General features: G+C 30.0%; 12 protein-coding genes. 10 read left to right on the top strand and 2 right to left on the bottom strand.

Features of this window, described 5'->3' with window-relative positions:
• The first annotated feature begins 53 nt into the window (after positions 1–53).
• Positions 54–1,346 carry an alpha-amylase family glycosyl hydrolase gene (locus tag bsdtw1_RS20265; protein WP_183279300.1) on the top strand — a complete coding sequence of 431 codons (1,293 nt, stop codon included), beginning with the start codon at positions 54–56 and terminating at the stop codon, positions 1,344–1,346.
• 99 nt (positions 1,347–1,445) lie between these two features.
• On the opposite strand, the gene murC is transcribed toward bsdtw1_RS20265, so the two are convergent.
• Positions 1,446–2,822, bottom strand: a complete 1,377-nt coding sequence (gene murC, locus bsdtw1_RS20260; RefSeq protein WP_183279299.1) for a UDP-N-acetylmuramate--L-alanine ligase — start codon at positions 2,820–2,822, stop codon at positions 1,446–1,448.
• A gap of 633 nt (positions 2,823–3,455) precedes the next feature.
• On the opposite strand from murC, the gene bsdtw1_RS20255 reads away from it, so the two are divergent.
• The 3 genes from bsdtw1_RS20255 (at position 3,456) to bsdtw1_RS23665 (ending at position 5,159) form a co-directional block, all read left to right on the top strand.
• Complete coding sequence (locus tag bsdtw1_RS20255) at positions 3,456–4,022, top strand: hypothetical protein (protein ID WP_183279298.1); 567 nt, start codon at positions 3,456–3,458, stop codon at positions 4,020–4,022.
• A 175-nt stretch (positions 4,023–4,197) separates the two neighbouring features.
• Complete coding sequence (locus bsdtw1_RS20250) at positions 4,198–4,911, top strand: DUF1287 domain-containing protein (protein ID WP_308463804.1); 714 nt, start codon at positions 4,198–4,200, stop codon at positions 4,909–4,911.
• Between the two features lie 113 nt (positions 4,912–5,024).
• Positions 5,025–5,159: a clostri-philic family protein gene (locus bsdtw1_RS23665; protein WP_280514157.1), complete on the top strand. Its 135-nt coding sequence runs from the start codon at positions 5,025–5,027 to the stop codon at positions 5,157–5,159.
• A gap of 53 nt (positions 5,160–5,212) precedes the next feature.
• Here the strand turns inward: bsdtw1_RS23665 and bsdtw1_RS20245 are convergent, their stop codons facing one another.
• A complete protein-coding gene (locus bsdtw1_RS20245; RefSeq protein ID WP_183279297.1) occupies positions 5,213–6,274 on the bottom strand; it encodes an HD-GYP domain-containing protein in 1,062 nt (353 codons plus the stop codon).
• Positions 6,275–6,669: 395 nt separating this feature from the next.
• On the opposite strand from bsdtw1_RS20245, the gene purR reads away from it, so the two are divergent.
• The 6 genes from purR (at position 6,670) to bsdtw1_RS20215 (ending at position 13,310) form a co-directional block, all read left to right on the top strand.
• Positions 6,670–7,485, top strand: coding sequence for a pur operon repressor (gene purR, locus bsdtw1_RS20240; protein ID WP_183279296.1), 816 nt, complete (start codon positions 6,670–6,672; stop codon positions 7,483–7,485).
• A 264-nt stretch (positions 7,486–7,749) separates the two neighbouring features.
• A complete protein-coding gene (spoVG, locus tag bsdtw1_RS20235; protein ID WP_183279295.1) occupies positions 7,750–8,028 on the top strand; it encodes a septation regulator SpoVG in 279 nt (92 codons plus the stop codon).
• 440 nt (positions 8,029–8,468) lie between these two features.
• Positions 8,469–9,836 carry a bifunctional UDP-N-acetylglucosamine diphosphorylase/glucosamine-1-phosphate N-acetyltransferase GlmU gene (glmU, locus tag bsdtw1_RS20230; RefSeq protein WP_183279294.1) on the top strand — a complete coding sequence of 456 codons (1,368 nt, stop codon included), beginning with the start codon at positions 8,469–8,471 and terminating at the stop codon, positions 9,834–9,836.
• Between the two features lie 40 nt (positions 9,837–9,876).
• Positions 9,877–10,836, top strand: coding sequence for a ribose-phosphate diphosphokinase (locus bsdtw1_RS20225; RefSeq protein ID WP_183279293.1), 960 nt, complete (start codon positions 9,877–9,879; stop codon positions 10,834–10,836).
• 371 nt (positions 10,837–11,207) lie between these two features.
• Positions 11,208–11,894, top strand: a complete 687-nt coding sequence (locus bsdtw1_RS20220; RefSeq protein ID WP_183279292.1) for a response regulator transcription factor — start codon at positions 11,208–11,210, stop codon at positions 11,892–11,894.
• Complete coding sequence (locus bsdtw1_RS20215) at positions 11,895–13,310, top strand: sensor histidine kinase (RefSeq protein WP_183279291.1); 1,416 nt, start codon at positions 11,895–11,897, stop codon at positions 13,308–13,310. It abuts the gene before it with no gap.
• Positions 13,311–13,321: the final 11 nt, after the last annotated feature.

Raw genomic sequence — 13,321 nt, 5'->3', positions numbered from 1 at the left:
GTTATATAGTTTAATATTTTGCTAGACTACAGTGATATTTTGAGGAGGTAAATATGGCTAAAGACACAAAAAAGAATTTAAGAAATAAGATTATCTATTCAGTATTTGTAAGAAACCATGGTAAAAATGGAACTTTTAAAGATGTAGAAGATGATCTCAAAAGGATAAAAGAATTAGGCACAGATATAGTATGGTTCATGCCTATACACCCTATAGGAGAAAAAAATAGAAAAGGCTCTTTAGGTTCACCTTATGCAATAAAGGACTATAGAGGTATAAATTCAGAGTATGGAACGTTGGAAGATTTTAAACGATTGATAGATAAGATTCACTCGTTAGATATGTTATGTATGATAGATGTAGTTTATAATCATACTTCACCTGATTCATGGTTAGTGGACAATCATCCTGAGTATTTTTACAGGAAACAAAATGGAGAAATGGGCAACAAGGTTGGGGATTGGACTGATATTGTAGATCTAGATTATAACAATAAGGATTTATGGAATTATCAGATAGAAACTTTAAAATATTGGGCATCAATAGGGGTAGATGGATTTAGATGTGACGTAGCTCCATTAGTTCCATTAGACTTTTGGTTGTCTGCTAGGCAAGCGGTTGCACAAGTAAACCCAGATCATATATGGCTTTCTGAGACTGTACACCCTCACTTTTTATTAGAAATGAGGAAGAATGGATTTGTGGGACTTTCAGACAGTGAAATTTACCAAGCTTTTGATATAACTTATGATTATGATGTGAATGTAGAGTACACAGGATACTTTGCTAATAAAAACAGCCTAAGGGACTATATAAATAAGGTTAAAATGCAGGAAGGAATGTATCCTGATAATTATGTAAAACTTAGATTTCTAGAAAATCATGATCAACCTAGAGCTAAGAGTCTAATACCTGATGAAGAAGCCTTAAAGATTTGGACAGGATTTCTTTATTTCCAAAAGGGCACAACTTTAATTTATGCTGGACAAGAAGCTCAAGATGATAAATGTCCTAGTTTATTTGAATTAGATAAGATTCAATTTGGCATTAGGAACAACGAATATGTGGATCTAATGAAAAGACTGGGTGAGATAAAAAGAAAAGAAATATTGGCAGAGGGATTTTATTCATTAGAGTGTCTAGAAAAGGATGTTTTATACGGATGTTATGAGTATAATAGATCAAAGCTTATAGGTATATTCAATGTTGAAAAAAAAGAAGGATGTATTGTTATACCTTTAACTGATGGAATTTATACGAATATAATTGATGATAGTGTTATAACAGTATCTAATGGAACTGTTGAACTTGTCAATAAACCAATAATCATTGAAGTAACGCTATAAATAAGACTAACTGATTAAATAAAAATAGATGTATCACTATAAGTTAAAACAATAACTCAGTGATACATCTATTTTATATAAAGATTTTTATAATAGAATCTATGATTGTAAGAATAATTCTCCTACTTTAACAACATCTCCTGCACCAACAGTGATTAAAATGTCTCCGTTAGAAACTTTATTTTTTACGTAATTAACTGCTTCTTCGTGAGAATGAACATTCACGCAGGATATTCCCTTAGCCCTTATAGCATCACCCAATTCATCTGAGCTTACTAAGCCAGTATTTTTTTCTCTAGCCGCATAGATATCCATAAGCACAAGTTCATCTGCATCATTGAATGCTTCTGTAAATTCATTGAACAAGCTCTTGGTTCTTGTATAAGTATGTGGTTGGAAGACACAACAAACTGATTTATGAGGTATATTTTTTGCAGTGCTCAATGTTGCCTTGATTTCTACAGGGTGATGAGCATAATCATCAATTACTGTAACGCCTGATTTTTTTCCTTTAAGCTCAAATCGCTTATGAGCATTTCTAAAGGCATATAGCCCGTCTATTATATCCTTAGACTGTAATTCAAATATAAGTCCAATGCATATTGAACAAAGAGCATTTAAAATATTATGCTTTCCAGGTACATTTAAAGTAACAGAGAATAATCTGGAATCATTTCTGAATACGTCAAATGTAGCACAACCATTTTCATCAAATGATATATTTTTAGCAGTTACTTCACCGCTGTCTATACCATAGCTTAAAATATTACATTTTGCATTGTTGATTACTGACATTACTCTAGTATCATCTGCATAACCAACTAGATAGCCATCATTAGGAATTATTGATGCGAATTTTTGGAATGTTTCTTGAATATGATCAATATCTCTATAGTAATCAAGATGGTCTGCATCGATGTTTAATATAATACCAACAAACGGCGAAAATTTTAAAAATGATTCTTTATATTCACATGCTTCTGTTACGAAATATTCGCTATTTCCTATCTTAAAGTTACCATCTATAATATCTAAGTCTCCACCAACCAATATAGTCGGGTCTAAATCTGCTTTTAATGTTATATGGGAAATCATAGAGGTACATGTGGTTTTACCATGAGTACCAGCTACAGCAACACCATACTTATGACCTAACATTATCTTACCTAGAAACTCAGCTCTATCCATCAATGATATATTTAATCTTTTAGCTTCTAATATTTCTGGATTGTCTGAAGGGATTGCAGCTGTGTATACCACCAAGTCTACATTTTTAAGATTATCACTATTATGTCCTATGTAAATCTCTGCACCTTCGTTTTTAAGCCTGTTTGTTATTTCGGATTCTTTAGCATCTGATCCTGATACTTTATATCCTTCTCTTAATAGAATAGCAGCAAGACCACTCATACTTATCCCACCGATACCTATAAAATGAACCTTTTTATTTTTATCTTTTATAAAATTAAATGACAAGATATCAACTCCTTTATAAGTTACCATCTATAATTATATACATTTTTTTTGAATTGCACACGTATGAAAACATAATTCATAATTATTTTATGAAAAAAGGGTAAATATGTTACTGTTATTTAAAAAAATCAAATTGTTGTTATTACTGAAATAATAATGTATCATTTATTATAATAGACAATCTTATCTGTAATCTAAATATCTATGCAGTATCCTTCTAGATTTTGAATTTTAAAAGGTCTCTATTTGGAAAATTCAATTTTATCTTACTTACATTGATCTGAGTAAAGTGCTATTGATATCTAGCTTCAACAATTAAGTTAAATGTGCTAAAAGACATATGGGTACGATTTTTCAATTTACATAACTTAAGTTCATATAAATGGACGCCGTACATAAAGTACACTATGGTTTATATTACATTTTATTATAAAAGGGTACATTTCTAAAAATTAAGAAATAATTAATATATATAACATAAATTCTAAATAATTAATATTTATAATTATATGTATTATTATAATTTATAGTAGATACACGTAAATTTAACGCTATTAATTTTTAGAATTGAAAGATTAAAGCCTGAGAAGATTCGTATAATAAAACCCATGTAAAGGAGATAGCATATAAATTATGGAAGATAGATATATATATTTGGTTTTTTCAAAGACAGGAACATGGCTTTCTAAGATAATATACCTAATTACAAAAAATAAGTATGCCCACTCTTCGGTGAGTATTGATGATACCTTTACTAAGATGTATTCGTTTGGAAGGACAAGTCCTAGAAATCCGTTTTCTGGTGGATTTGTGCAAGAAAACTTATATGAAGGTGTATATAGTATATTTAAAGATAGTGAATGTATAATTTATAGAATAAAAGTTTCAGAAGAACAATACGATCAAATTATATCAGAAATCAATAAGTTTATAATCTCTAAGAGTGAACTTAAATATAATTTTATAGGGCTATTTGGTGTTTGGTTTAATAAACCTATAAAGCGGAAAAATCATTATTTTTGTACTCAATTTGTTTCTCAAGTATTGTCAAATAGCAATATATATAAATTCGATAAAAAATCTGAACTTATTAAAAGTGATGATATAATAAAGATTCCTAATAAAGAATTAGTTTATAAAGGTTATGTTTATAAGTATTCTAGGGAGTTCAATGTTATGGAGGAATTGCTAGAAGCATAGTATATCAAAGGGGCCATTGCAAAATGAACAAAATAAGTTCGTTTTGCAATGTCTCCTTTTTTACATTTAAGAAAGTTACATATATAATTTTCCAGTAGAAACTATATTTTAAAATAAGTTTAGTCTAATAAAGTGATACTAAACACACCTCTTATACGTATAGTTTTTGAAAGAGGTGATTAGTTTGAATAGGATTAGAAAGTATATATTAATTATATTTATTGTTTTAGTCGTTTTTTTTACACATTATGTGGTTAACTTTATAGGAAATAAGTATAAAGATTTATTGAATGATAACTTAATAAGATTTTTCTTCAAAGGTGATTTTGAAGTACCTGACAAATATTCTAATATTGACAAAAATAATAATGGAATCGCAGATCCACTTGATATAGTAAATTCAGCAAGAAAAGAAGTTGAAATTAAGACAAAGTACAAAAGCAATTATTATTATGGTGGATATCCTCCAGAAGGTGAAGGTGTTTGTACTGATGTAATATGGAGAGGGTTAAAAGGTGCTGGGATTGACTTAAAGACTCTTATAGATAATGATATAAAAGAGAATAAAAAAAGCTATATAAGAGTTAGAGAGAATCCAGATCCTAATATAGATTTTAGAAGAGTTCCAAATCAAAATGTGTTTTTTCAGAGAAAATGTATTTCTGCTACTACAGAACTTAAGCCAAGAGATATTGAAAATTTGCAACAATGGCAACCAGGTGATATTGTTGTCTTTTTGCAAGACTATGAACATGTAGCTATAGTTTCTGATAAAAGAGACGAGGACGGAATTCCTTATGTTATTCATAACACTAACCCAAATGCAAGTGAAGTTAAACTTTCTTGGTTTAAGTGTCCTATATATGCACATTATAGATGGAAATATTAAATTTGTTTCTTTAAGGAGAATTTATATTATAAATAAGGGTTAATTTCAAAGATATTACTAAGAATAAAAAGAGATTTATTGTTGAAAAATATTTTTGAAAGGAGTTGATAAATATGTCTAATAAAATAAGAAATAATGTAACTGATGACGGAAAAAGAAGACAAAAACTACATAGAGATCAAAATAATAAGGGAGATGCAAAAAATATCCCTCAGTATCAAAATTTCAATGGTGAACCAATAAAATAAAATATAAGATTCAGCTAAAATAAAAATAGGATTTTAGCTGAATCTTAATAAATTTATAAAATGTCAACTATCTTTAAAGTTGAATTAGACATTAAGTTAATAACCTCAGCATTAATAGATATCCAAGGTTTTGTTATGGAGTTTAAATCGATTTTTACTATCTTTCCTATCCTTCCGTCGTTAAGTACAACCAATTCTCCTATATAATAATTTAATATGTTATTTATAAAGATTGTCCCTATAGTTGGATCTAGTTTTCCGAATATCTCAGCTTTTATTTCCTCTAAAACTACAAGTGCACATTCTTTATTTTTATACACTCTATTTGAAGTCATTGCATCGAAGATATCAGCGATGGCTATTATTTTTGCAAACTTAGGTATTTGTGATCCTTTTACCTTAAGCGGATAACCAGACCCGTCCTCCCTTTCGTGATGAAATAGTATTCCGAAGAGTATAGATTGATCTATGTAAGGTATTTTTTTAGCTATTTCATATCCTAAAGCAGAGTGGGAATGACAATGATTTATTTCTTCATTGCTTAATTTTGTTTTCTTATTAAGAATCTTTGGGCTTATCTTTGCTTTCCCTATATCATGTAATAGGGCAGAGTATGTTAAGAACACTATTTCTTTTTTACTTAGGTCAAGCCACTTGCCAATTAAAGAGCTTATAGCAGCAACGTTAACACAATGTCTTGTAAGATAGAGGTTTTCCTCTCTTTCACCAATTATATTTTTTATTACTAGACCTGTTTCACTTAATTCATCCATTACACCATCACATATTTCTCTTACCTCTGACATGTTAAATTTATCGCTTTCCCTGATAGAGTAAAAGATATTTTCTGCAACTGAAGACATTCTGTTGAAAGACTCTTCTATTTTGACCGTCTTCACAGAATTTCGACTTTCAAAGAGAATTGAATTACTAGGATTTGTTTCTGTGTAAATCACTAAGCGAATAAGTGGAAAATTAAGCTTTATTTTCTCGGCTAGATTTTCTGAAATTTCTGTTCCTTTGGTTAAAAGTACAGAGTTGTTAACAACTAGATCTTTAGCTATGATCATACCATTTTGTAATTCACGAGATGAGATTTCTTGAACAATATTCATAGTTAGATACCTTCCTTTAATAATAACAATGGACAATATATTATGTATTGGCGTTTTAATGAATTAATTGATCTTGATTTGAACTAGTATATATAAGGATATAAAAAACATGTAAAATATTAAATATGGAATTACATACTTAATATATCGGTTGATATATACCATTATATTAGAATTTAATAGAAAAATTAATAGGATTTGTATAAAATACGAAATAATTAGATTGGTTAATTACAAAAAGTTCAATTATATTACAATAAACTTGGCAGTATAGTTTAGAATATATAATAAAATGGTTAAAAAGATTGATTCTGGATATAATATTGAATACAATATGAATGATAGTATTAAAATTTATATATATAATTCGTAAAGTATATGATGTAGGTGATATTTTGGAGAAGATAAGTAGAAATGGTAGAATTGCAGCTATAACTAAGTATTTAATAGAAAATCCCAACAAAGTTATTGGATTGAATACGTTTTCTGAATTGCTAAATGCCGCTAAGTCCACAATAAGTGAGGATATAGTGATAGTAAGAGAGCTTTTAGAGAAAATGTATATGGGAAGAGTTGAAACTATATCAGGAGCAGCTGGTGGCATCAGATATATAGCTGAAATAGGCGAGACAGCAAAAAAAGACTTTGCAAATAGGTTATGCGAAATGTTAAAAGACCCAAATAGAGTAGTTCCAGGTAATTTTATATACATGACAGATGTGATGTATAATCCTGAAATAATCAGTAAAGCTGGACTGATTTTATCTTCGTTTTTCAACAAAGATGAAATAGACTATGTAGTTACTGTAGAGACCAAAGGAATTCCTTTAGCATACGAAGTTGCGAGAAATCTTGGAGTACAACTTGTAATAGCAAGAAGGGATAGTAAAGTTACTGAAGGACCAACAGTTACTATTAACTATGTATCTGGATCTTCAGGAAGACTACAACAGATGTCTCTTTCAAAGAGGTCATTGAAAACAGGAAGTAAGTGTATTTTTATTGATGACTTTTTGAAAGGCGGAGGCACAGCAAAAGGAATAACTGATTTATTAAAGGAATTCGATAGTAATCTAATCGGTATCGGCGTATTAGTAGATAACGTAGGTACTAACAAAAAACTTATTAATAACTATGTTGCAATAGCAGAGTTAAAAGGTGTAGAGGAAACTGGAGAAGTTATAATGAATCCGTCTCTTCTATTTCAATAGAATTGTTCAGTAATTACTAAAGATGTATCAGTTCCAAACAAGACCTGAGCTGATAACTAAATTGTTACAAATAGTAATGGAATTATCAACTTATTTTAGAGAATGGTACTAGGATGTATATACTATGGTTTGTATAATTAGTACTGTATATTAGATTGATTTTAGAAACAATAAAAAATTTTCAAAAAATTTAATTTAAAAAAGAGGAATTTAGTAATTTTTGAAGAATTTATAAATCAATAAAGCAACTGGAGGTGTAGTGAAGTGCAAATCACAGACGTTAGAATCAGAAAGATAGCTGCTGAGGGTAAAATGAAGGCAATAGTTTCAGTAACCTTTGACAATGAATTCGTAGTTCATGATATAAAGGTTATAGAAGGTCAAAATGGTCTATTTATTGCTATGCCAAGTAGAAAAACTCCAGATGGAGAATTCAAAGACATAGCCCATCCAATAAATACAGATACTAGAGAAAAGATTCAAGAAGCTATTTTAACTGAATATGAAAAGGCATTAGAAGCAGATACTGAAGATGCCGAGTAGTGTAGATAAAGGGAAGTTAATACTTCCTTTTATTTTTTTATTCTTTATGAAATTATATCTCAATTATATCTGTTGATAATTATGCGAACAGACTTAAGACATAGTATAAGTTAAAGAATAAAAAAGGAAGAATATGTCGCCTGCCAGAATTTCTTCACATACGTTCAGAAAAGGCAGATGCGCAAAAAAAATTTACTAAAGAAGATCGCTTTAGTGAAATTTTTGTTTTTCTTTATGAAATTATATCTCAATTATATCTGTTGATAATTATGCGAACTGACTTAAGACATAGTATAAGTTAAAGAATCAATTTAGTTAATTTCTTATAAAAAGTTGAAATAGTGATTTATTTAAAATATAATATAATAGGCGTTAAGCTCGAATTATAAAATTAATTGAATATGCTATTAATTTAATGTAACTCATAAAGAGGTGATTTAATGTATAAATGTGCTATAATTTTAGCCGCTGGTCAAGGAAAAAGAATAAAATCAAACTTACCTAAAGTTTTGCATAAAGTTGCTGGAAAAGAAATGGTTAACCATGTTATTGACACTATAAGAACTGCTGGAATAGTTGATATTAATGTAATAATAGGAAAGGGAGCTGAACTTGTTAAAGAAAAAACAACAAGCAGGGAAGTTTCTTATTCAATGCAATTAGAACAACTAGGAACTGGGCATGCAGTGAAATGTGCAAAGGATTTTTTTAAGGACAAAGATGGCGTTGTGGCAGTGTTCACAGGAGATGCTCCATTAATAACAAGTTGTACTGTAGAAAACCTTATTGAAACTCATATAAAAGAAAATAATTATGCTACACTTTTGACATCAGTAATTGATGATCCAAGTGGATACGGAAGAATTGTAAGAAGTGCTGAAGGTGTAGAAAAGATAGTTGAGCATAAAGATTGTAATGAAGCAGAGCTTAAAGTAAATGAAATTAATGCAGGAATGTATTGTTTTGATATACAAAGCTTAAGTGAAGCGTTGGAAAAGTTATCTAATGAAAATGCTCAGGGTGAATATTATCTTACAGATATAATTGAAATATTCAAGAATGAAAATAAAAAAATTGGAGCAATGATAACAGAATTTGAACAAACAATAGGGGTAAATTCTAGAGTAGAATTAGCTAAAGTTGAAAAGATACTTAGAGATAGAATAAACAAATTCCACATGGATAATGGAGTTACGCTGATTGATCCAAATAGCACATATATAGGTGCAGATGTTTCGATTGGACAGGATACTATAATTTATCCAGGTAATTATATAGAAGGAAATGCTGTAATAGGAGAAGAGTGTACATTATATCCAAATTCAAGGATAAGCAACAGTACTATAGGCAACGGTGTTGAGATACAATCTTCTGTAATAATAGATAGTACAATAGGGAATGAAACCACTGTTGGGCCTTTTGCATACATTAGACCTGAGAGTAAAATTGGAAGTAAAGTAAGAATTGGTGACTTTGTAGAAATAAAAAAATCTACAATAGCAGACAACACCAAAGTTTCGCATTTGACTTATATTGGAGATGCAGAAGTAGGCAAAAACTGTAACTTTGGATGTGGAACTGTAGTGGTAAATTATGATGGAAAGAATAAGCATAAAACTATCATAGGGGACAATTCATTTATAGGTTGCAATACCAATTTAGTATCTCCTGTGGAAGTTAAAAATAATACTTATATAGCTGCTGGTTCTACTATAACTAAAGAAGTTCCTGAAGGAAGTCTTGCTATAGCTAGAGCAAAGCAAACCAACATAGAAGGTTGGGTAGATAAAAAAGGACTAAAAAAATAGTTTTATTAGCTACCCCAAATTTTAAGGAGGTCTTCACAATATGATAACCCATGGAAAGAATATCAAAATATTTACTGGAAATTCACATCCTCAATTAGCACATGAAGTTGCAAGTATTTTAGGTTTACCAATAGGTACTGCAAAAGTAGGTACGTTTAGTGATGGAGAAATTTCAGTAGATATTGGAGAGACTGTTAGAGGTGCTGACGTATTTTTAGTTCAATCTACAAGTGCTCCAGTTAATAATAACCTTATGGAATTACTTATAATGATTGACGCATTTAAGAGAGCTTCAGCAGGAAGAATAACAGCTGTAATACCTTACTACGGGTATGCAAGACAAGATAGAAAAGCAAAATCAAGAGACCCAATCACAGCAAAGCTAGTTGCAGATTTGCTTACTGCTGCTGGAGCAGAAAGAGTATTAACTATGGATTTACATGCAGCGCAAATTCAGGGTTATTTCAATATACCTGTGGATCACTTGATGGGAGCTCCTATACTTTCTAAGTACTTCATAGAAAAGGGATTAATAGATAGAGATGATGTAGTTGTGGTATCGCCAGATTTGGGTAGCGTAACTAGAGCTAGAAAATTTGCAGATAGACTTCATGCACCTATTGCAATCATTGATAAGAGAAGACCTAAAGCTAATGTTTCCGAAATAATGAACATAATTGGTGAAGTTAAAGGGAAGATATGTATACTTATAGATGATATGATTGATACTGCAGGAACAATAGCAAATGCTGCAAATGCTCTGAAGGATTTAGGAGCAACGCATGTATATGCTTGCTGCACACATGGAGTTCTATCAGGTCCTGCATTTGAAAGGATAAATAATTCAGCTATTGAAGAGTTAGTTATGCTAAATACTATATCTCTTCCTGAAAGAGAAGATTTACATAAGTTTAAGTCATTGTCAGTGGCTCCACTTATTGCTGAGGCTATAAACAGGATATATGACGACAAACCGTTAAGTAAGTTATTTGAAGGATAAACGTATCTATACATAAGGATGAAACACTTCAATCCCAAACCTATTTTCAAAACTCTTCTGGATTCTGAGAGGAGAATTTGAAAATATAAGTTTAATTATGAAGTGGTGCATCTATAAATAAGAATTATTAATACGAAATATATATAGTTGAAATGAAAGATACTATCGATTTATTGTAAATAATAAATAGGATAGTGTCTTTTTTTTGTAATAACTTTTAGCATAAATGATATATTTGTTCATATTTATTGGGAAAATTCAATTTAATAATATATATGTAGTAAATAATTTGTAACATTTTTGAAAAGATATATAAAAGAATAGTATAAGTGTGTTAAATTTAATATATAAAGAAATGAGGAGTGTTAGTTATGGATGGACTATTAGGAAAGATACTCATTGTTGATGATGATGAAAATATATGCGAAGTAATAAAGATGTATTTACAGAGTGCAAACTATGATACTAGAGTAGCTAGTAATGGAAGAATTGCAGAAGAAATGTTTTTGGACTATAAACCGGATTTAGTATTATTAGATATGATGTTGCCACATATAGATGGTATTGATGTTCTAAAGTGGATTAGGAAAGAACATGAAACGCCTGTAATAATGCTTACAGCCAAAGGAGAGACATTTGATAAAGTCCTTGCATTAGAACTTGGTGCTGATGACTATATTGTAAAACCTTTTGAACCAAAAGAAATGATTGCTAGGGTAAAGGCTGTAATGAGAAGATATAATGTAGACTCAACTAACAAGGAAACTTTATATTTTTCAGAGCTTGTTATAGATGCAAATTCTTATAATGTTGTTTATAAGAGTAATGAAATAAAGATGCCACCTAAGGAGTTTGAATTGTTATATTATCTAGCATCTAACAAAAATAGAGTATTTACAAGAGAACAGTTACTATGTGAGGTTTGGGGATACGATTATCCAGGAGATTCTAGAACTGTTGATGTTCATGTTAAGAGACTCAGAGAAAAATTACATGGAGGTTCTAATTGGCAGCTTGAAACTGTATGGGGTGTAGGATACAAGTTTGAGGTGAAGTAGATGAAGAGAAACAGTTTAGTTTCTAAACTTTTAGGAACGTTTACTTTGATAATAGCAGGATGTCTGGTAATAATAGCAATAGTGTTATCTTTCTGGTTTGAAAACTATCACTTTAATCAAAAAAAGCAGCAATTAGATATACAGGCTAGCTTAATAGCTAAAGAAAAGGCTAAGTTTGATGATGAAGAAATTACCTTCAATGACTTGGAGAAGTTTGTGAATTATAGCGGGCAATCTATAAAATCTGATATTCTAGTCACAGATTTATGGGGTATAGTTAAAGCGTATAGTGAAGATAAGAGCAGTCTTATGAGAATGCAAGTTATTGATAGTAAGAATCTTAATGAACTTAAAAATGGTATATCCATTGAGGTGAGGAATACAGATAATAAGATGCTTGGGGAATCACAATACATTTATTACAAACCGATAATGTACGGAGATACTTTTGCAGGTGCTATAGTTATGATTACGCCATTGGAGCAGATAAAAGGTCAATTAAAACAAGTTTATGCAATCATATGGATAACAGTTTTAATTGCTTTGATATTATCTAGTATAATAATATATTACGTATGCAATAGAATGCTTATAATTCCATTAGCTAAGATAAATATTGGTGCTAAAAGGTTAGCAAAAGGTGATATAGAGAATAGAGTTTATATAAATTCTAAAGATGAAATAGGTGAATTGGCTGATTCATTTAATATAATGGCAGAGTCTTTAGAGGAAGTTGAGAAGAATAGAAGAGAATTTATTTCTAATGTATCTCACGAATTAAGATCGCCAATAACTTCGATTAAGGGATTTATTGCAGGTATTCTGGATGGTATTATTCCTATAGATAAGGAAAAGTATTATTTGGGTATAGCTTATGAAGAGATACAAAGACTTACAAGGCTTATAAATGATTTGCTTGACTTATCAGCAATGGAAGCTGGTAAGCTAAAGTTGAATGTTTCTGAAATAAATATAAATGAAATAATTAAACATTGCACAATAAGTTTAGAACAAAAGATAAAAGAGAAGAAATTAAAAGTAGATGTGGTATTAGAGGGGCAAAATCTGAATGTAGCTGGTGATAAAGATAGAATAATCCAAGTAGTAAATAATCTTATTGATAATGCAATTAAATATTGCAACGAAAGTGGTAATGTAAAGATAACCACTAGATCAAAGGGCAGTAAAGCACTAATTAGTGTTTATAACGATGGACCTATGTTATCAGAAAAAGAAAAAGCTTATATATGGGATAGATTTTATAAGTCAGATAAGTCCAGAACAAATAAGATTAGTACTGGGTTAGGATTGCCTATAGTTAGACATATACTTTCATTACATGGTGAAGACATTTGGGTGGAGAATAAGGCGTCAGATAAAGGAGTAGTTTTCACATTTTCACTAAAAAAAGTATAAAATGTATGGTT

This window comes from Clostridium fungisolvens (assembly GCF_014193895.1).
Taxonomy (GTDB): domain Bacteria; phylum Bacillota; class Clostridia; order Clostridiales; family Clostridiaceae; genus Clostridium_AR; species Clostridium_AR fungisolvens.
This window is presented reverse-complemented; position numbering and strand designations above follow the sequence as displayed.